A 20392-nucleotide genomic window follows, 5' to 3' on the forward strand; every position below is an offset into this window, starting at 1 on the left:
CGTGCTAGGGGCCATTTCCGCTTCCCGCCCGATGCGACCTCGCGGCTCCGCGTCAACGCTCGTCGATCCGGAGTTCCATACAGGCCACGCCGTTTCCACCGATCAGCAGCTGAGGAGCCTTGCGCCGCGAGACGCCGTGCACGGTGAGGACTTCGCCGTCGAGCAGGAGCGGGTGGCCGATCGATCGCGCCGAGACCGGGTCCCAGGCCTGGACGACACCATCGTTGCCGGCGCTGATCACGACCGGCCGGCCGTCCGCCAACCGGACGGCGGTGAGCGCCTCCACCGGACCGCTGTGTGCGGAGCCGGGTGTCCCGAAGAGCCGGACCGTGGCGATGTCCACCGTCCGTAGCATCCCGTCCGCACCGCCGAGCACCGCCACGCACCGGCCGTCGGGCCAGGTCAGGGTGACGCCGGTGGAGATCGAACAGCCGAGGTTGACGTCGCCGAGGCGGCGGCGCGTGACGAGGTCCCAGACACAGACGGTGCCGTCGTCGCCGCTCGCGAGGGCCACTACCCGGCCGTCGGGCAGTACCGCGGTGAGCGCCATCTGGATGCCGAAGTAACCGTTCCAGGGGTGCTCGTCGTTACCGATCTCGTAGTTCATCATTCCGTCGGACCGGGGTGAGCGTTCGATCGATCTCGCGCCCGCGAAGGGACCGCGGGAAACCCGGCCGAGGGAGGCTCCGGAGCCGGGGTCCCACAGATGGACACCGCTTCCGAAGCTGCCCGCGCTGATCACGACCGTCTGGCCGTCCGGCAGCACCGCGGTGGCCATGGCGGCTACCCCCACCGCGTGTCCCGTCCATATCTCCGACACCTGGTCTCCGGTGGCGAGATCCCACACCCGGATCAGCGGATCCCACCCGGAGGAACCGGCCACCGCGACACGTCCGTCGGGAAGAGTCAGCACCTTGAGGGCGTTGACGCGCCTGCCTTCCTCGATTCTTCGCACTTCCGAGCCGCTGCGGAGATCCACGAGGCGCAGCGATTCGCCGCTGTTGTGCACGGCGATCTCCCTGCCCTTGGGCAGCCTCGCCGTGGTGAGCGCACGAACCCACTCCGCCTCGGTGCGGGCCGCGGCCGCGTCGGTGGTCAAGTGCCAGAGCCGGACGACGTTGTCACGGCCGCCCGTCACCGCGGCGACACTTCGGTCGGGGAGCGCGATCGTCGCGAGCGAGTGCAGAGCCAGCGCGCCGCTGCCGATGCGCTTGAAGATGAGCTGTTCCTCTCCGAGCGCCGCGATCCACAGCCGGTCGGCGAGGACCACAAGGCTCTTCGCCTGTTCGCCCGGCATGTCGACCAGCGCCATCGCCCGGACGGTGAACTCCTCCGGGATCGCACCGGTCAGGATCTCGTCTCCGGAGACGAGGTCGTGGAACCACAACTCGCCGTCGGAGCCACCCACCACCGCCACCGTCCTCCCGCCGGGTAACACATCGGCGACGACGGCGGTGGCGGTGCCGCGGATGGTCTTGAGCAACGCGGGGTCGTGCATGGCTCCCTTCTGGTCGCCCGTCACCCGGTCCCACACATGCAGGGTGTCCCCGGTCGTGACATCCCAGACATGGACGGCACCGCCGGGGGTCGCCGCCAGCGCCAGCACCCTGCCGTCGGGCAGTGCCGTCCCGGCGAGCGCCGAGCCGTGACCGACATCCGCCGCGAACGGGTCGGCCGGCTCACCGGTCACCACATCCCGGAGGCGGACGACCTTGGCTCCGTCGTCGGACACGATGGCCACCACGCGGCCATCGGGAAGGCGAATGACCGCGACGGAGGAGACCACGCCTTCGCACACGAAAGGTGTTCCTATCGGAGTGGCGGCGGCGATATCCCAGACCCGGCTCGTCCCGTCGGTGCTCCCGGTGACCGCCACCACCCGGCCGTCGTCCAGCGCGGCGGTGGCGATCGCCTTGATCGCGCCGGAGTGACCGAGGAGCGGGTCTCCGATCTGTTCCCCTGACACCGGGTCCCACCGGGAAAGGGCACCGTCGTCGCCGCCGACCAGCACGATCGGCCTGTCCCCGGGAAGGGTCACGGTCGCCACGGCAAGGACCGGACAGGAGCATCGGGTGAGGATTTCCGCGTGCTCACAGGTCCATCTGAGCCACCGTGGTTCCCAGCCGTCACCGGTACGGGCGATCTTCCCGGCGTTGTACCCCACCGCGGCGAGGCGGAAGCGTAACGCGTCGGCGTTGATCGCTACCGAGTCCAATGTGGACCGTTGAGGCGTGCTGCGCCAGTGCCTGAGCAGCCGGTCTTCCGGTGTCGAGATCCGTGCGGTCACCGAGCGCAACCGCGCCGCATCCACGTAGGGCAGGAAGTCCGGTTTGAGGAAACGGTCGTCGAGCACACCACCGGCCGCGGCGTGCTCGACGATGTGCCGCCGTACGTAGGTCGGCGGTGTGCCAGGCCCCATCAGGTCGGCGAGCGCGGCGGCGATCCTGGCCTCGGCGGCGGCCGGGGGGTCGGCTTGGAGCGGCGGGTGGTCGAGCAATTCGTGCCAGTCGTCCCGCAGGGTGTCGCGGAGCAGGTCATGGAACAGCCGGTACACGGTCGTGTCGTCGTTCCGGTCGGTGATCAGGTATGCGCCGAGGCGGGAATCGAGCAGCCAGGAGATGTCGGTGTCGCCGAATTCGTAGTCACTGTCGCCGATCGCGGTGGCGACCCGCGGCCAGATCTTCCGCCACGGGAGTCCGGCGCCATAGGCGAACGCGACCGCCCGGAGGAGCACGATCGCACGGTGCCGATCGGCAGGGTCGGCGAAGGTGCCGTGGAGGTCGGCCTTGAAGACGCCGGTGACGCCCTGAAGCAGAGCCTCACGCCACGATGTCCCGAGCGTGCCGTGGGCGAGTGACGTCGCGGCGAGGCGAGCGAACAGGAACGACCGCCCCGCCTGGGCGCCGATCGTGGCCGCCAGCTCGGTGGTCCGGGTGCCGATATCGCCGTGGTACCGCGAACCGGGAGTGTCCCGGAGGATTCCGGCGACGTAGCCCACGACGTCCGCGGCGTTCCACCAGGGTGCCTCGTCGACCCGGATCCGTGTGGTGGCGAACCGGGTCTCGGCGACCTCCGCGAGCGGAGACTTGGCGAACGGCACCTGATCGATCCGCCCGTCCCCACCCGGCGAACGCAGGCCGAGGAGCAGCCGGACCTGAGGTTTCCGCGGATTCGGCTCCAGCCGGGCGAGGAGGGTGGTGAGCAGGTCGTGCGGTGCGGCGGCTTCGTCGACCGCGTCCACGACCACGGTCGCCATCCGGTTGTTCGCCAGCAAGGAAGCGTGCCACGCGGCGAGGCGGTCGTCGAGATCGGCGCCGGTCCGCGCGGCATCGACGTGCGTTGGCTCGAAGGCGCGCAGGATCTGGTCGAGGACTTCGGTTTCGAGCTTTCCGGTCGCGACGACGGCGACGTCGACCGCGCCTGACGGCGGCATCAGATCGTCCGGGACCGCCTTGAGCTCGGCGGCGTGTACCCGCCGGAACCTCGGATCGCTCAGCGTCACCAGCCGGGCGAGCACCGCGGATTTCCCGCTGCCTGCCGCTCCGGTGACCAAGGTCGTGCCGGGCTCACCGGTGGCGGCCGCGATCAGGGCCCGCGTCAGCTCGGCGCGGCCGGTGAACAGCCAGCCGGGCTCGTCGTCCGTGGCCACGCCTCGAGCCTTGGGGCCCCAATGGGTGCGCAGGTCCTGGCGGGAGAGTGCGAGATCCTGCCGGGCAGGGGCGACCTCGACCACGGCGTCCGGGCGGTAGTGCGGATTGGGCAGGCAGACATGCGGCGAGCGCCGGGACAGCCCCGTGACCGCGTCGGGTGTCTGACCACGGTCGAGATGCTCTTTCAGTCCGTCGAGGAGGTCTTCCACCGACAGATACGGCGCGTGGCCGAACTGCGCACCCTCCCGGGAGGCGAGCTTGTCGAGGAACGCGGTGATCGCCCGGCTCAGCCTGCCCGGGTAGGCCTGTTGCGTCTTGGCCGCGCCGGCCAGGATCACCCACGACTCGGGGCGGCCCTTGTCGAGGCGGGCGAGTTCGTCGATGACCAGGCCCGCGTAGCAGGTGTCGACGATGACCACGAGATGCGTGATATCCGTGCAGGCGAGCCATCGGATGAGTTCGAACGAGGCGAGAGCGGTCGCGCCCCGCCGAGCCGAGTCGGTTTCCTTCAAGATCAAATGGTGCGCCTTGTCGACCTCCTCGGCATGCCCGGTCACGAAGACGACCGCGGCGTCGGCGTCCCGCCAGCGGTGATCCGGGGGAGGGTCTTCCAGCGCCTCGCGGATATCCCGTTTCGCGGGATTGTCGGCCAGCTCGGGAAACCGGTGCTCGAACCGCCGTCCGTCGAGCTGGTCCGCGCACAGCCAGGCACGCAGAGCGGCGACCTCCTCGCCGATCGGCAAGGGACTCCAGTGCTCGTCGTCGTACTCCGCCGTCGCGATGGCCACGAAATGCCTGCGGAGAATGGCGTCGCCGGTCATCGACCCGCCTCCTGCGCGATGGCCCGCAGGAGCGCGGCGCCGGTCTGACGACGGCTGAGGTAGCGCTCCGCGGCATGGGCTTTCGCCCCGTTGTCCACGACGATCTCGTCGGTTTCGCGGATCTGCGGCCACCAGACGCGTAGTTCCCCGGCACAGGCGACCGGATCATGCGGGTCGCGGATGTTGACCCAGTCCGGGACAAGCAGGGGTTCGACCCGCAGACGGTCCCGCACCATCCGCAACGCCAGGGGCGAACCGGCGGTGATCAGCATCTCGACCCCGAGCCCGGGGTTCCGGCGCAGGAGTTCGTAGGCGACCACGGAACCGAGCGAATGTCCGATCACTACCCGGCAGTCCGCCGGGATCATGTCCCGCACGCGGTCGTCGACGGCCTCGCGGACAGCGGGCTCGCGCAGATACCGGCGCACCTGCCGGAGCTCCTTGATCGAGAGCACCGCGGCGGCAGGCCCGTACCGGCGGTCGATCGCCGCGAGCAGTGCCTGCAGCGGTCGCGGGAAGCGACCGAACCCCTTCGGCACCTCGACGGCGGCAGCGGCGACCTCGGCCGGAGTGACCAGTTCGGCGAGAGCCTCGGCGACGTCGGACCATTCCTCGGTGCCGAGGTCAAGATCGAAATCGGGAACTCCGGATTTGGTGGCGGCGGAATTCGTGACACCGTCCCGATCCGGGAGAAAGATATCCCCGTAAAAGGCGATATCGAAGTCGGAAACCGTCGTCCGTCGGCCGGCCGCTCGCTCCAGACCGTCGCTGAGCGCCGGCCCCCAAGCGGCAAGAAGCTGCTGTCTCCCAAGCCATTGCTGGCCGATCCCGTGCACTCCGACTATCAACGCCATCGGTGGCCCTTCCGGTGATGAGGGCGTCGAGCGTAAGGCATGGGTCGAATTCGACAACCGCCGGGTTCGCGTTATTTCCAAACGTTCGCGACAGTCGATCAGTTGGCTCTTAACGGTCGTTCTGGCTGACCTTGGCGGTTGGATTTCCGATACGGCGACGAATTCGAGAAGACGATTTCGCCGCCTTGTGCGACGAACACCTCCGCCTACCGTCCTGCGGATCGAAGCGCGGAGTCACATGTCCAGTTCCAAGAAAGGGGACAAGGAACGGGACGAGCACGTGGTGAACAGGCCTTCGGCGCGCTCCTCGTCGGTGAGCACGTCGTCGCGGTGATCGGGCTCGCCGGACAGCACCTGTCGGACGCACGAGCCGCAAATCCCTTGCCGGCACGAATAAGGCGCCTCGACACCCTTCTCCAGCAGGACGTCGAGCACGCTGCGGTCGCCGGGGACGAAGTACTCGGCGCCGGTGGACGCCAGGCGTACGGTGAAGCCGTCCGGACCGGGCCCGCCGTCACCGACGTCGTTGCCGAACCGCTCCTTGTGCAGCGCTTCCGCCGGCCAGCCGAGCGCTTCGGCCTTGCCGAGTACGTACTCCATGAACCCGTCCGGGCCGCAGAGGTACACCGCCGTGTCCGGTCGCGGGTCGCCCAGGTCCCGGTCGATGTCCAGCAGCCGGTCCGGCTCGCCGTCATCGAAGTGGAAGGTCACCCGTGGATCGTCCGCCAGTTCCTCGGCGAAGGCGGCGAGGGGACGACTGCGAGCACAGTAGTGAAGCGTGTAGTCGCCGCCTTCGCTCCGGAGCTGCCGCACCATCGCCAGCAGGGGAGTGATCCCGATCCCGCCGGCGAACAACAGGTGCCGTCGTGCCGTGACGAGCGGGAAACGGTTGCGCGGAGCCGAAATCCGCAGCCGGTCGCCCACTTCGAGGGCGTGCATCGCCCGCGACCCGCCCCGGGAAGCCGGCTCGTTCAGCACGGCCAGACGGTAGCGGCCCGTCTCCGGTGGCCCGCACAGGGAATACTGGCGGACCGCCGCCGAGCCGATCAGTACGTCGACATGCGCCCCCGCGGTGTAGGCCGGGAACTCGCCCCCGGCGACCGGAGCGAGGTCGATCACCGCGATCTCCGGAGTCGCCAGGGCATGGGAGACGACGACCGCTTCCGTCCACGCCACGCTCGTGTCTCCTTCAGGCCCCGGCCGACGGCACCGGGGTCTTGTCCGCCGCGGCGACGGTGAACATCCCGGATTCGGTGTGCCGGGGCGGCACTTCGGTCAGGCTCACCCCTCGCGGGTCGCGGCCCGCCTGCACGTCGTCGACCATGGTCTTCAGCAACCGGCGCAGCATCACCACGCCGCGGTCGGTGGTCGCCAGGGTCTCCTCGGAGTGCAGCGTGACCGGGCCCTGCGACAGCTGCGCCTCGCCGTCACCGGGGTACTGACGGCGTTCCTCCTCGGACAGTTCCCACGGATCCTTGCCGTTCTGCTTGACCCCGAGGAAGAACCGGTCCAGGCGTTCGGGGTCGCTGGTCCGGATGGAGAAGAACGACCGGTTGTGGGTGTCGTCGCACGGGACGACCCAGAGCAGCATGTCGGCCTTCGCGTCGGCGGTCACGTTCACGAAGTCCGGCAGTACCAGGACGTTCGGCAGATGCAGGTCCGCTCCCCAGCCGCGTTCGGCGCTGTCGTCCCCGGTGAAGCGGACGTTGTAGGCGGCGCCGAAGTCGGTCCGCTTGTAGGTGATCCGGTCGGACGCCGTCGCCGGATCGAAGAAGTTCTCGGGGAAGCCGGTGGTGCCCGTTCCGACGAACTGGTAGCCGCTGTGCTGGGAGTGCAGCCAGCTGATGTGCGCCGGGTCGATCGCGTTCTCGTAGATCTGCAGCCAGTTGCAGTCCTGCACCAGACCGGTCACGGTCATCCCGGGGACCGGCCATTCGGCCAGGTACCGCTCGCCCTCTTCCTGGGGTTCCAGGCAGTCGTACCGGGGCAGGGTGGGTTTGCGTTCGGGCGGTCCCATGTAGACGAACACGAGCCCGTACCGTTCCTCGACCGGATACCAGGGCTGGCGCGCGGCGTCGCGCCGGAGGCCGCCGCCGGGTTCGCAGGCCTGCTCCAGGCAATGGCCTTGAACGTCGAATTTCCAGCCGTGATAGCAACACCGGATGCCGTCGTCTTCGACCCGGCCGTAGTACAGGCTGCTGCCCCGATGCGCGCAGCGTTCGAAGACGACGCCGGGCCTGCCCTGGCCGTCGCGGAAGACGATCAGGTCTTCGCCAAGGACACGTGTGCGGTGCGGCGCTTCGGAAGTGAGGGCCGCCGAGGCGGCGATCGGCTGCCAGTACCGCCGCAGTGCCTCGCCCATCGGCGTGCCAGGGCCGACCTCGGCCAGCCGCGGTTCGTAGGACGGTGTCTTGCGGCCGTAGCCGGTTCCGCTGTCCACAAGGGAGGTTTCAGTCAAGTCGATCTCCTCGGCCGTAGGGAAAAGGCGGGGGCAATCACCAGGGCCAGTACCAGCCCTCGTTCTCGGGGACCACCCAGTAGTGGTCGAGCCGGACCTTCCGGAAGTACCAGCGACCGGCCTTCCGGACGTACTCGTCGGTGAACTGGCCGACGCTGCTGAAGACGTGGCTGTCCTTGTTGAACCTGATCTGCTCTTCGTAGAAGCACACGCCGGACGCGGTGCCGTCACCGTGGACCCGGACCTGATGCCCGTGGACGAAGTTCTTCAACGAGATCGCCGTCGCGTCGCGCATCACCCTGATCTTTTCCAGCAGCCGGCTGTAGTAGTCACGGACCTCGTCGGTCCCGTGGGCCTGGCCGTATTCCCCGTAGTCCAGATGCGCGTCGCCGGTGAACAGGTCGGCCAGCGCGTCCCATTCACGGTTGTTGAGGCATCGGTGGAATTCGGCGCGCAACGACGTGAGGTCGTGTACCGCTTCCAGGTCTTCGACGCGTTTGGCCAGCTGCGCCAACGTAGGGGTTTCCACATCGTCTCGCATCCGGTCGCCTTTCGAGCTCTGGGCGCGTGTCTTCGCGGGCCGGAGTGTGTCCGGTCCTGACGAAAACGGACTGCGGCGTACATCGCGCCGTCGGTGACGGATCTACTGTGGCAACCGGCCGGCGCCCGCGGCAAGAGATCTCGGCGGGTCCTGTGGGAAAGCCGTAGGGACGTCGACGGTCCGCCGGTCCTACCTTGACCGGACAGGCCGCCCTCGGGTGGTACGGGCGAACGCTGGGAGGACACGTGGACGAGCCGCGGCGGGTGGCGTTGATCAGCGGGGCGAGCCGGGGTATCGGCGCGGCGACCGCGCGGGAGCTGGGGCGGCGGGGATACCACGTGATCGTCAACTACCGGCAGGACTCCGCCGCCGCGCACCGGGTGGTCGGGGAGATCGAAGCCGGCGGCGGGACGGCCGAGACGGTGCGGGCCGACGTCTGCGACGACGGCGAGGTCGCCGACATGATGCGGCGGGTGCACGCCGAACACGGTCACCTGGACGTGCTCGTATGCAACGCCAACACGGTGAACCCGCCTTTCGAACCGCTGCTCGCGGTGTCGTGGGAAGCCTTCATCGGCAAGGTCACCGGGGAGCTGGCCGGGGCGTTCTTCCTTACCCGGCAAGTACTGCCGGTCATGCAGCGGCGGCGCGCGGGCCGGATCGTCTACATTTCGAGCACCGCCGCGGATCAGGTCGGCGCGGTCGCCGCGCACTCCACCGCGAAGGCGGCGCTGAACACCTTCACCCGGCACGTTGCGGCCACGGCCGCGGAACACGGAATCGTGGTCAACACGGTCGCGTTCGCGACGGTGCGGACCGACGCGACTGCTGGGGTGTTGAACGACGACCTGCGGAAATTCGTCGAAGAGCGTTCGGTCCTGGGCAGGGTGATGGATCCCGACGACGCGGCGGCCAGCGTGGTGGCGGTGGCCGACGGCCCGCTCGGCACGGTGGGCCAGGTGATCCGGGTGGACGCCGGGTACGACGTCCTCGACCAGCAGCTGCACGGCGTCGTCGAGCATTTCGGATAACGGTGTCCGAGCCGCTTGGACCGATCGGTCCGAGATGGCGTCCCCGGCTTGACAAGCCTTGATCGAGTGGTCGAAACTACGGCAGACCGATCGGTCCGACCGATCGGTCCATGGTGGGGGAACGGATAGCCGTCTCCTGCCGTCTTTTGTTCTTCAGCCGACCAGGAGCGCTGTGTGACTACTGAAACGACATCCGTCGAACCCGATTCCGACGTGCTGTACCCACGCCGGTGGGCCGCGATGGTCGTGCTCGTCCTGGCCTTCGTGCTCGACCTGCTGAGCGTCACCATCGTCAACGTCGGCTTGTCCGCCATCCAGCACGATCTGGGTGCGGGTCCGACCGATCTGGAATGGATCTCCGCCGCCTACCTGCTCTCGTTCGCGGTCGTGCTGATCACCGCGGCCAGGCTGGGCGACCTGTACGGCCGGAAACGGGTGTTCCTGCTGGGCCTCGCCGCGTTCGCCGTGACGAGCGCGTGGTGCGGGCTGGCGAACAGTCCCGGCGAGTTGATCGCCGCGCGCACGGTGCAGGGACTGGCCGCCGCCGCGATCGCCCCGCAGGTGATGAGCCTGCTGTTCGTCATCTTCACCGGGCGCGAACGCGCCACGGTGTTCGGCGTCTTCGGCCTGGTTTCCGGGCTGGCTCAAGCGGGCGGGCTGCTCCTCGGGGGCGTGCTGATCACCGCGGACATCGCGGGACTGGGCTGGCGCATGATCTTCCTGGTCACCGTCCCGGTGGCGATCGTGCTGGTCGGTCTCGGCGTCTGGCTCGTCCCGGAGAGCCGAGTGGTCGGGGGAGTCCGGCCGCGCTGGGGAGCCACCGCGGTCCTCGTCGTCGGGCTGGTCGCGATCGTGTTCCCCTTGCTGGAAGGCCGGACCTACGGGTGGCCCGCCTGGGGCTGGGCCCTCATGGCCGCCGGGGTGCTGGCGGTGGTGGGGCTCGCCGTCGCGGAACACAACTCGCCCGCGCGCAGGGCGGGCGCGCTGCTGCCGGTCGCCGTGTTTCGGAGCCGGACCGGGGCGGGTGGCCTGCTGGTCCTGCTGCTGTCGTTCTCGGGCTTCGCCGGCTTCATGATGATCTTCCCGCTGTGGTTGCAGGACGGACAGCGTTTCTCGGCACTGGACGCGGGGCTGGTCACGGTCGCGTTCGCCGCGGGCGGGCTGGCGATGGCCGCGTTCACCGGACGGCTGACCGTGCGTTTCGGCCGATTCATCGTGCTCGCCGGCTGTCTGGTGTCGGTGGCGGGCGGGGTCGCCCTGCTGATCGCCGTGGGCGCGGCGGACGGGACCATCGGCAGTTGGTCGCTGGTTCCGGGCCTTTTCCTGCTCGGGGTGGGGATGACACTGGTCATGCCGCCGCTGACGACCTTGTTCCTGTCCGCCGTGCCGCCCGAGTACGCCGGTTCGGCGTCCGGTGTCTGGACCACCGGGCAGCAGTTCGGCAGCGCCGTCGGCGTGGCCGCGCTCAGCACGATCTTCTTCGCGGTCCTGGAAGGCACGGGTGGCTACGAATCGGCTTTCACCACGACCGCGATCGTGATGCTGGCGGCGTTGGTGGTCAGCGCGGGACTGTGCTTGGTCCTGGCTCCCGGCAAGCAGCAGGCGTAACGATCCTCGTCAGGTGGCTCCAGGTCGACGGGATCCGGAGCCACCGAACCATTTCACCGATTGCGGGAGGCAGGCCTCGTGGCCATTCTGGTGACCGGTGCGACCGGCCGGGTGGGCAGTCGTTTCGTACCCAGGCTGCTGAGTCGTCAGGACGAGCGTGTCCGTGTGTTCGTCAGGGACCCCGGCAAGGCGGCGGGCCTCGGAGCCGAGGTGTTCGTCGGCGACCTGCGCGAGGCGGAATCCCGCGAACGGGCCCTCGACGGGATGGACGCCGTGGTGCACCTCGGCGCGGTGTTCCGTGGCGACTCCGACGCGGAAGTCGCCGCGGTCAACAACCAGGCGACGGTCGAACTGGCCGAAGCGGCGGCCAAGGCGGGGGTCGAACGGTTCGTCCACGTCAGCACGACGCTGGTATACGGAGCGGGCCGGGGCCGTCCCGCCCGCGAAACCGACGAACCCGCCCCGAGCCGGGACTTCGGTGCCTACCCGCCGAGCAAGGCGGAGGCCGAAAAGCTCCTTCTCGACCTGCATCGCACGGCCGGCCTGCCGTTGCGGATCGCCCGCCTGGCGTACGTCTACGGCGAGGGCGATCCCCATCTCGCGGAATCGCCGCGGTTCGTCCGGGATTGGCCGCCGCACAAGCGGTTCCACCTGGTGCACCACGCGGACGTCGGCGAGGCCCTGCTGGGCCTGCTCCGCGCCGACGGACTGGACGGGAGGACGTACAACGTGGCGGACGACGCACCGCTCACCGCGCTGGAACTGTTCGCGCTCAACGGCGAGCCGATGCCCGAGGGGGCGGAGAGCCGGACGCTGGACGATCCGTGGGAGGGGATCGTCGACACCGCCCGGCTCCGCCGCGACCTCGGGTTCCGGCCGCTGTACCCCACGGTCTACTCCGCCAAGGACGGCGGTGCGCTGTGAGAGGAGCTACCGGCGTCGCGCGCGGACATGGGACATCGGCAGTAGCACGCGCCCGTGAGCGTCCACCTTCACCGATTCGGTTTCCGGTGCGCGTGTCTCGCGCATCCTGGCCAGCAATTCACGGGTGAAACTCGTCGCGAAAACTGTCTCCGTGATGTCCAGGATCTCCCAATGGTGATCCAGGTTGGCGTGGAGGTTGTCCGGGCTGATCCGCGCTTCTTCCATGATTGGTGTCGCCGAGGGCACGGATTCCGCGAAACAGAACAGATGCAGCGTGGCGTCCGGCAGGGTGATCCGGTGTAGCGCGGCGGCATAAGCCGATCGTTGCGCATTGTCCAGGCAGTGGTAAAGGCCGCTGTCGAGCACCGTCGCGAAACCGTCGCCGATATTGTCGAGCCGGGTGGCGTCGGCCACTTCGAATCGAATCCGCACGCCGTGCGCGGAGGCCCGGTTCCCGGCCTGTTCGATCGCGGTGGGTGAACCGTCCACTCCGGTCACCTCATGGCCATGGTCCGCCAGCAGGATCGCGTTTTCCCCCAGGCCGCAACCGACATCGAGCACCTTGCCCTCGAATCCGCCCGTCCGCTCCAGTTCGACGATCGCCGCCTGGGGCTCGCCGATGTCCCAGGGGATCAGGTCTTCACCCGGTTCGACGCCGTCGAAGGTCGCACGACGCGCGTACAACGCTTCGTAATCCATATTCTCCTGTGAGAAAGTCTGTTCACTCGTGTTCATTCGGATACCTCCAGCCGCTCGTGAGGACGTCCACCATTGCCACGGATACCGTTCGGGATCACTTCCCCTGCCGAGGAGAGGGAGATTCCGGTACAGGAGACCGTTCGGCCGAGAAGGGAAGTTCGCCGGGACTGTTCCGAGATTACCAGAATCGGCAGGCGAAAACCGTGCCGCCGAAGCGGATATCGCGGGTCTGCCGGATGCCGTCTGCTAACATGGTGATATGCCAAGCAAGCTGCCCGCCGGTGCGCGTGATCGCATTCTCGACGCCGCGTCCCACCTGTTCGACTCCCACGGTGTCCACGCTGTCGGCATGCAGCGGATCATCTCCGAGGCCGGCTGCGGCAAGCACCTGCTCTACGCCGAGTTCGGCAGCAAGGACGAGCTCGTCGCGGCCTATCTGCGCCGCAGCGAGCGAAGCTGGGAGCAGACCCTGAAGGCCACGCTGGCGATGGACGCCGAGCCGGAGGAACAGGTGGTCGAGCTGGTTCGGCTGGCGGCGTACAACGTGCCCGGCACCCGCGGTTGCCCCATCCGCAACACCTTCCGGGAGTTCCCGGACGAGGATCACCTCGTCCACCAGGTGGCCATGGCCCACTTCGAGGTCGTGCGCGAGCAACTCTGCGAGCTGACCAGGCGCACCGCGGCGGCCGATCCGGAGCGGCTCGCCGACCGGATCCTCCTCATCATCAACGGACTCTTCGGTAGCGGTTCCGTGCTCAGTGTGGAAGAGAACGCGGAGATCGCCGTCCAGCTCGCGAAAGACGTGGTCTGGGTCGAAACCACGGACGCGCGCTCCCGCTGACGGCTCGTTCCGGAAAGGAGTTTTCGGCGTTTCCCCGAAAACAAGACGCTTCCGCCGGAGAAAATCGTAGTGATTCCCCCGTCCGGAAAAGCGCCGGTTCGCGGGAACTCTGTGGTGCCCCCGTAGGTTTTGTAACACTTCCTTGATCTCCGGCCATCGGGCGTGGGACCGTGGAACGGCCAGAGGGGTAGCTGGTCATACGCGATTTCGGCTCGGCCGCCGATCTCGGATCACGGTCGCTCGACGTGCCGTGGTCCGTCGCGCCGAAATCTCCACGGCCTCTGCTTCGTCTGTCCGGGGCATCTGCTCGATCGCTCGATAGTGCATCAATGCCATGGGGGAAACCGTGAACCTGCGAGAAAGTGCGCGCCCGTGCAATGACCACCATCTGAGAAACCCGCGCGGTTTATCCGCCAATCGGGCGGTTTCCGGTCTTCAAGCCGCGGTTCCGGAACCGCGTTCCGCGCAGCGGAAATGCGGGGACGGCTGTCTCGCTATGCGCGCCGAACGGCTCGTCAAGGTCGGGACCGCCCGGGTTGTGGCCATGCGACTGGCCGAAGCCGTGTTGAGCTCGGAGGACTGCGGCTCGGAGCCGGACTGTGTCTGGTCGGCGCTGCAGGCGCTGATCAACGCGGACAACCTGAACTCCGCGAACGAGCACTGCCGCCGGCTGAGCAGACAGCCCGGCTGGGCGAGAAGCGAACAGGACCGCCACCTCCTGACGGTGACGCGAGCCCGCATCTGGATGTTGTCCGGGCGTTCGGCCGAAGCCTCGGAACTGCTGGAGCACCTGCTGGCGCAGGACGTCGGCGAAGAGCGGTCGGGATTGGTGGTCGCGTGGCTGGTGGAAGCGTTCATCCAAATCGGCGAACTCGACAGGGCGCAGGGCGTCCTGGCCGAGCGTGACCTGGCCGGCTCGCTCGCGGCGGACGTTCACGCTCGCGCCCACATTCTGGCCTCCCGTGCCGCGCTGAACATCGGCCTCGGGCAGTTCAGCAGTGCCATTGACGACTACAGCACCTGCGGCCGGATCCTCGCGGGGGAGGGCGTCACCAATCCCGCCATCGTCCCGTGGCGGGCCGGGGCCGCTCTGGGCGCCATCGGCGTCCGCCGGTTCGATCTGGCGCTGGCGCTGGCCGAGGACGAGTTGGCCGCGGCACGACGATGGGGCGCACCGCGCGCGGTGGGCAGCGCGCTGCACGTCCTGGCCCTCGCGCGCCGGGACGAGGAATCGCTCGCGTTGCTGGAACAGGCGGTCGAACTGTTCGAGCACGCGCAGGTGCGCAACGAGCTCATGCACGCGCTGTACGACCTCGGCGCGATGCACATGGAACGGAACGACTTCGCCGCCGGCCGGAGCAGATTCGAAGCCGTGGGCGCGGTGGCCCGCATGAGCGCGAACAGTTTCTGGCGCCGTCGAACCGACGCGGCACTACGGAGATTGCCCTGTTCCGCCCAGCGGCCGAGACTCACCCGCCAGGAGTGCAAGACGGCTCAGCTCGCCCGGATCGGCTACAGCAACAGGCAAATCGCGGAGGCGTTGTCACTCCAGGTCAGGACGGTGGAGTTCCATCTGTCGGCGACCTACCGCAAGCTCAGCATTTCCGGACGGCGGGAATTGGCGGCCGCGCTGGCGTCTTCGCTTCCCGAAGACGACCCTCGCGATTCGTCCGGCATCACCGCGGTGTCACCCGGAAGGACGTAGAAGCGTCTTCTGCCGGGGCACGATCCGATGCGTCGGACCGATCGGTCTGGTATAGTCGGGCGTATGCCTCAAGTGTCTGATTCGGTGCGCGTGAGCGCATTCTGGGGACGGCTGTCGAACCTGCTTCATTAACCGCGCCAATTCCCTCGGGTGTCCATTGCCCGCGACTTTCCCTGCTGGGCCCGCGAATTCCGAGGCGCGGGTCTGAATTCGGCGGCGCGCTCCAGGGTGTGAACCGGAAATGACCAGAGGATCGCCTGTCGTCTCTTTTCCGAGGAGGAACGTGTTGAAAACGATCGTTGTGTCCGGAGGTACCTCGGGTATCGGGCGGGAGCTCGCGAAGATCTACCTCGAACGGGGCGAACAGGTGGTCGTTCTCGGCCCCGATCCGGAAAAGGGGAGGGGGTTCCTCGACGCGGCGGAGTCGGCGGGCGCCGGCGGGCGTGCCTTCTTCATCCAGGCGGATCTCAGTCTGGTCAGTGAAAACCGGCGTGTCATCGAGGAGATCAAGGCCGGCTTCGCGGTGGTGGACGCCCTGGTGCTGTGCGCGCGGTACTTCCGGAGCCATCGCGCGATGACCGCGGAGGGCTTCGAGCACAATTTCGCGCTGTACTACCTGAGCCGGTACCTGCTCGGCTACGGGCTGGCCGATCCGATGAACAAGGCCGAAGACCCGGTCGTGCTGAACATCGCCGGTCCCGGGATGGCCGGGGTCGAAGTGCAGTGGGACGACCTGGGGCTGGAACGCGGTTACGACGGCTGGGCGGCGATGTTCCAAGGTGGGAAGCTGAACGATCTCCTCGGGATCTCCTACGCGGCCGAGCATCGCGGGAATCGCAGTCGCTACGTGCTCCTCTTCCCCGGTGGGACGCGGACCGGTCTCGCGGGCGAGTTCGACGCCGCCACGGCGGCCAGGGTCGCCGAGATGAAGAAGGGCGGGCGGCCGGTGGAACAGGTGACCGCGCCGATCACCCGGTTCATCGATCACCCGCCGCGCGAACCGCTGAGCGCGTTCATCGAGAGCCGCCGGATCAGCGTGGATCACCCCCTGTTCGACCGGGACGGTGCGGCTCGGCTGGAAGCGCTCACGCAAAAAATGCTGCGCGAAGGGGTCACCGCCTGAGCGATGGCGCGATCCGCGGGCGAATGATTTCCTAGGTTCGGAGAATTGCCGTTCCGGCGCCACGACAACGTCTCGTGGTGTCGGAGCGGCAATTCTCCGAACCGTTTTTTCGTATTCGCGATCGTCGGCCGATCGGTCGCCTGAAAATTGCCCTTTCGGGCCGATTCCCGTGATCTAGTTCTCATCAAACCAGCTGGACGGTCACCCGAGGCCGTGGGATTGTTGCCGACATACGGAAAAGTCCCGGTTGAGGTGAAAGACAGTTATCCCGGGACCGGCGGTGTCCTGGAGGATGCGACGGATGAAATCCACCCACCACGAAACCAAGATTCTCGCGTTCGAACCGGTCGTCGACGAACAGGGCGGCGTGTGGCCCGCGGCGGCGGGCCGGAGACCCTGGGCGGTCTACGTTCCAGGACTCGGGAGTGCCGACGGCGAGATACCGAAAGCGCGCTCGCCGAAGATGTCCGAAGCCCTGCAAGTGATCCAGGACGTCCATCGGGGCACCGGGCGGTCGTCGGTCATCCAGCGAGCCGAGGCGGCGCTGATCGCGGAGGACGGCTACGTCGACCCCGACCGGGCCTGGCTCGGCCTGCTAGCCCTGGCCTACGCCGATTGCCTGGGTGCGGCCGAGAAGCGTCTGGAACGGCTCGCGCGAGACGTCCGCTGGTCCGATTCCCTGCGACATGAAGAGGTGCTCACCCTCGCCAGGGCACACGTCGCATTACTGCGCGGCGCCGCGGCCGGGGCCAGGGAGCTGCTCGGCCCCCTGGTGAGACACCCGTCCTCACGTTCGGTACTGCTGCTGGCGGTCGCCTGGCTCATCGAGGCGCAGGTCGCACTCGGGGCGACGGACCGGGCACAGCGGCTCCTCGTGAAGCACGATCTGGCCGGCGCGCTCGACATGGACGAACTGGACCGGCCCCACGTACTGGCCGCGCGCGGCGCGTTGCACCTCGCGGCGGGCCGCTTCCGGCAGGGGATCGACGACTACCGTGCCTGTGGGGAGCTGCTGACTTCGCTGGACGTCGCGAATCCCGCGGTCATCCCGTGGCGTTCGCGGGCCGCGGTGGGTGCCCTCGCGGTCGGCAGGGTCGATTTCGCCGTGGCCCTGGCGGAGGACGAACTGGCCGCGGCGTACAAATGGGGATCGCACCGTGCGGTGGGCTGTGCGCTGCACGCGCTCGCCCTGGCGCGGCAGGACGCCGATTCACCCGCGCAGCTGAAGGAAGCCGACGAACTGCTGGGCGCGGCGCAGGCGGGTATCGAGCAGGTCCGGGTGTTGCACGATCTGAGCGTCCTGCAGGCGTCGCAGCACGAGCTGGCGGCGGCCCAGAATTCGATCGACACCGCGATCGCGCTGTCCCGGCGCTACCGCAACCGATTCTGGGTCCGGCGCCTGGAGGTCGTCCATACCCAGCTGACCGCGCCGGACAAGGGAATCCGGCTCACCAAGCAGGAACTCAAGGTCGCCCGTCTCGCCAGGGCAGGGCACACCAACAGGCGGATTTCGGAGAACCTCTTCCTGACCGTGCGGACGGTGGAATTCCATCTGTCCAGTGTCTACCGCAAGCTCGGCATTTCCGGCCGCCGGGAGCTGGTGAGCGCGCTGAGCACTCTCGAGGGCTAGCCCTGGTGCCATCCCGGCCCGTCTCCTACCGGGAGGCGGGCCATTTCCGGTTTTCGGCTCGCGGAACACTGTGGCAGGAGCCTGGTGAACCTGCGGCGGTACCGCAAGGTTTCCGCACGATTCTTGCCGCTCGAACCGCGGTCGTGCCATGGTCGAATCAGGCGGCGGCCGATGGGGGACCGCGATCTGCCGGAATTCCCGGGACAGTCCACTTGGAACAGTGCACGCCGAGGTGCGGAGAGACGAATTCCGTTCCCGCTCCGAGGCTTCGCGGACGAGGAGAGCCACCCATGCTCCAGCAAAACACCACCAAACGTGTCGGGTACTGGTTCGTGTACTTGCACCACCGGTTCGAGGAAGGGACCGCCGCGGCGTTGCGAGAAGAGAAGCTCAGCAGGCGGCAGTGGCAGGTCCTGCACGCGCTGGCGATCGGCGTGGACACCGTCGAGGGCCTGGACGAGGCCTTCGCACCGTTCCTGCCGTTGGACGGCGTGCCGGGTTACCAGCCGATCGTGGCCGAGCTGGCCGAGCGCGGCTGGGCGACCGAAGAGGACGGGACGATCCGGCTGACCGAGGCGGGCCGCGCCGCGCACGGCAGGGCCGAGGTGCTCGTCGAGGCCCACGCGGCGAAATCCCTGAGGGGGATCGGCGAGGAGGAATTCCTTGCCGCGAACGCGGTCCTGCGAAGGATCGCCGAGAACCTCGACTCTTGATTCTACTGTGGACTGATGAGCGGCCGGCAGCCGAGAACAGGGGGAGCAGTCGTGCGCAAGGTACTCATCGCCAACCGCGGCGAGATCGCGGTGCGGATCGCCAGGGCGTGCCGGGACGAAGGCGTGCCGAGTGTCGCGGTCTACGCCGATCCCGACCGGGACGCGGTCCACGTCCGGACGGCCGACGAAGCGTTCGCGCTCGGCGGCGACACCCCCGCGACCAGCTATCTCGACGTCACGAAGATCCTGCGGGCAGCGGTCGCCACCGGTGCCGACGCGATCCACCCCGGCTACGGTTTCCTTTCGGAGAACGCCGATTTCGCGCAGGCGGCGCTCGATGCCGGCCTGATATGGATCGGGCCGCCGCCCGAGGTGATCCGGCTGCTGGGCGACAAGGTCGCCGCGCGGCAGGTCGCGCGCGAGGTCGGCGCGCCGCTGGTGGCCGGTACCCCCGACCCGGTGGCAGGTGCGGACGAAGCCCTCGCGTTCGCCGACGAACACGGCCTGCCGATCGCCATCAAGGCCGCGTTCGGTGGCGGGGGACGAGGTCTGAAGGTCGCGTGGACGCGGGAAGAGGTGCCTCCGCTGTTCGCTTCCGCGGTGCGCGAGGCCGTGGTGGCCTTCGGGCGCGGGGAATGTTTCGTCGAGCGGTATCTCGACCGCCCCCGGCACGTCGAGACGCAATGCCTGGCGGACACCGCGGGGAACGTGGTCGTGGTGTCCACAAGGGACTGTTCCCTGCAACGGCGGCACCAGAAGCTGGTCGAGGAGGCCCCGGCGCCGTTCCTGACGGCGGCACAACGGGAAGAGCTGGTCACCGCGTCGAAGGCGATCTTCCGGCACGCGGGCTATGTCGGGGCGGGTACCTGCGAGTTCCTGATCGACCGGGGCGGGGCGATCTCGTTCCTGGAGGTCAATACGCGCCTTCAGGTCGAGCATCCGGTGACCGAGGAGGTCACGGGTATCGACCTGGTCCGCGAGATGCTGCGGATCGCACGCGGGGAACAGCTGGGCTACGCGGATCCGGAACCGCGGGGACACTCGATCGAGTTCCGGATCAACGGTGAGGATGCCGGCCGGGGATTCCTGCCTTCACCGGGCACGGTCACCGAATTCGTCCCGCCTGCCGGGCCCGGAGTACGGCTCGACGAGGGAGTGGGGGCGGGCAGCGTCATCGGACAGGCGTGGGATTCGCTGCTGGCCAAGCTGATCGTCACCGGCGCCACCCGCGAGCAGGCGATCCGCCGGGCGGAGCGGGCGCTGGCGGAGTTCCGGGTCGGCGGATTGCCGACCACGATCCCGTTCCATCGCGCGGTGGTGGCCGACCCGGCCTTCACCTCGGCCCCGTTCACGGTGCACACCCGCTGGATCGAGACGGAGTTCGAAAACCGGATCACGCCGTTCGCCGGCGGCACGGAAGCCGCGGAGGCGTCGGAACGGGAAACGGTCGTCGTCGAGGTCGACGGCCGCCGGGTGGAGGTGTCCCTCCCCGCGTCCGGACGGACGGCCGAAGCGCCGGTGCGCAGGGCGCGAGGAAGCTCGGCGCGAGGACCGGGACGGGTCGCGTCGGGTGACGCGCTCGTCTCGCCGATCCAGGGCACCGTCGTGCAAGTAGCCGTCCAAAATGGACAAAACGTGGCCGTGGGCGACCTGGTCGTCGTGGTCGAGGCGATGAAGATGGAACAGCCGCTGACCGCGCACCGCGCGGGGGTGGTGACCGGCCTCGATGTCGAGACCGGCGCGACGCTCCAGTCCGGAGCCGAAGTCTGCCGCCTGGTCGACGCCGCCTGACGA

At 68.4% G+C, this 20392-nt stretch carries 15 protein-coding genes; 9 read left to right on the forward strand and 6 right to left on the reverse strand.

The window, feature by feature from the left end:
• Window positions 1–52 precede the first annotated feature (52 nt).
• The 5 genes from ACIBTM_RS19945 to ACIBTM_RS19965 all read right to left on the reverse strand — a co-directional run bounded on the left by ACIBTM_RS19945 (window position 53) and on the right by ACIBTM_RS19965 (window position 8324).
• Window positions 53–4471 (reverse strand): AAA family ATPase, encoded by a 4419-nt coding sequence (locus ACIBTM_RS19945; protein ID WP_395878548.1) that lies wholly within the window; start codon window positions 4469–4471, stop codon window positions 53–55.
• Window positions 4468–5325, reverse strand: a complete 858-nt coding sequence (locus ACIBTM_RS19950; protein ID WP_395878549.1) for a hypothetical protein — start codon at window positions 5323–5325, stop codon at window positions 4468–4470. Before ACIBTM_RS19950 ends, ACIBTM_RS19945 begins: the two co-directional genes overlap by 4 nt.
• A gap of 234 nt (window positions 5326–5559) precedes the next feature.
• Window positions 5560–6501, reverse strand: a complete 942-nt coding sequence (locus ACIBTM_RS19955) for a PDR/VanB family oxidoreductase (protein WP_395878550.1) — start codon at window positions 6499–6501, stop codon at window positions 5560–5562.
• A 13-nt stretch (window positions 6502–6514) separates the two neighbouring features.
• On the reverse strand, window positions 6515–7783 hold the full coding sequence (locus ACIBTM_RS19960; protein WP_395878551.1) for a Rieske 2Fe-2S domain-containing protein: 1269 nt from the start codon (window positions 7781–7783) through the stop codon (window positions 6515–6517).
• A gap of 37 nt (window positions 7784–7820) precedes the next feature.
• Window positions 7821–8324 (reverse strand): nuclear transport factor 2 family protein, encoded by a 504-nt coding sequence (locus ACIBTM_RS19965; RefSeq protein WP_395878552.1) that lies wholly within the window; start codon window positions 8322–8324, stop codon window positions 7821–7823.
• 245 nt (window positions 8325–8569) lie between these two features.
• Here ACIBTM_RS19965 and ACIBTM_RS19970 point away from each other — a divergent pair, with 245 nt between their 5' ends.
• The 3 genes from ACIBTM_RS19970 (at window position 8570) to ACIBTM_RS19980 (ending at window position 11887) form a co-directional block, all read left to right on the forward strand.
• Window positions 8570–9355, forward strand: coding sequence for an SDR family oxidoreductase (locus ACIBTM_RS19970; protein WP_395878553.1), 786 nt, complete (start codon window positions 8570–8572; stop codon window positions 9353–9355).
• A gap of 174 nt (window positions 9356–9529) precedes the next feature.
• Complete coding sequence (locus tag ACIBTM_RS19975) at window positions 9530–10963, forward strand: MFS transporter (protein ID WP_395878554.1); 1434 nt, start codon at window positions 9530–9532, stop codon at window positions 10961–10963.
• Window positions 10964–11041: 78 nt separating this feature from the next.
• Window positions 11042–11887: an NAD-dependent epimerase/dehydratase family protein gene (locus ACIBTM_RS19980; RefSeq protein WP_395878555.1), complete on the forward strand. Its 846-nt coding sequence runs from the start codon at window positions 11042–11044 to the stop codon at window positions 11885–11887.
• Window positions 11888–11893: 6 nt separating this feature from the next.
• Here the strand turns inward: ACIBTM_RS19980 and ACIBTM_RS19985 are convergent, their stop codons facing one another.
• A complete protein-coding gene (locus tag ACIBTM_RS19985; RefSeq protein WP_395878556.1) occupies window positions 11894–12586 on the reverse strand; it encodes a class I SAM-dependent methyltransferase in 693 nt (230 codons plus the stop codon).
• 259 nt (window positions 12587–12845) lie between these two features.
• Between ACIBTM_RS19985 and ACIBTM_RS19990 the strand changes: the two genes are divergently transcribed.
• From ACIBTM_RS19990 to ACIBTM_RS20015, 6 genes are all read left to right on the forward strand, one after another.
• A complete protein-coding gene (locus tag ACIBTM_RS19990; protein ID WP_395878557.1) occupies window positions 12846–13427 on the forward strand; it encodes a TetR/AcrR family transcriptional regulator in 582 nt (193 codons plus the stop codon).
• Window positions 13428–13923: 496 nt separating this feature from the next.
• Window positions 13924–15132, forward strand: coding sequence for a LuxR C-terminal-related transcriptional regulator (locus ACIBTM_RS19995; RefSeq protein ID WP_395878558.1), 1209 nt, complete (start codon window positions 13924–13926; stop codon window positions 15130–15132).
• A 286-nt stretch (window positions 15133–15418) separates the two neighbouring features.
• Window positions 15419–16255, forward strand: a complete 837-nt coding sequence (locus tag ACIBTM_RS20000; RefSeq protein WP_395878559.1) for an SDR family NAD(P)-dependent oxidoreductase — start codon at window positions 15419–15421, stop codon at window positions 16253–16255.
• Between the two features lie 301 nt (window positions 16256–16556).
• The gene (locus ACIBTM_RS20005) at window positions 16557–17885 is read left to right on the forward strand and encodes a LuxR C-terminal-related transcriptional regulator (protein WP_395878560.1); all 1329 of its coding nucleotides are present in this window, start codon (window positions 16557–16559) and stop codon (window positions 17883–17885) included.
• 290 nt (window positions 17886–18175) lie between these two features.
• Entirely contained in the window at window positions 18176–18598 is a 423-nt protein-coding gene (locus tag ACIBTM_RS20010; RefSeq protein WP_395878561.1) for a MarR family winged helix-turn-helix transcriptional regulator, read from the forward strand.
• 51 nt (window positions 18599–18649) lie between these two features.
• Complete coding sequence (locus tag ACIBTM_RS20015; RefSeq protein WP_395878562.1) at window positions 18650–20389, forward strand: acetyl/propionyl/methylcrotonyl-CoA carboxylase subunit alpha; 1740 nt, start codon at window positions 18650–18652, stop codon at window positions 20387–20389.
• Window positions 20390–20392 lie beyond the last annotated feature (3 nt).

Source organism: Amycolatopsis sp. NPDC049868, from assembly GCF_044461365.1.
In the GTDB taxonomy this organism is placed as follows: Bacteria; Actinomycetota; Actinomycetes; order Mycobacteriales; family Pseudonocardiaceae; genus Amycolatopsis.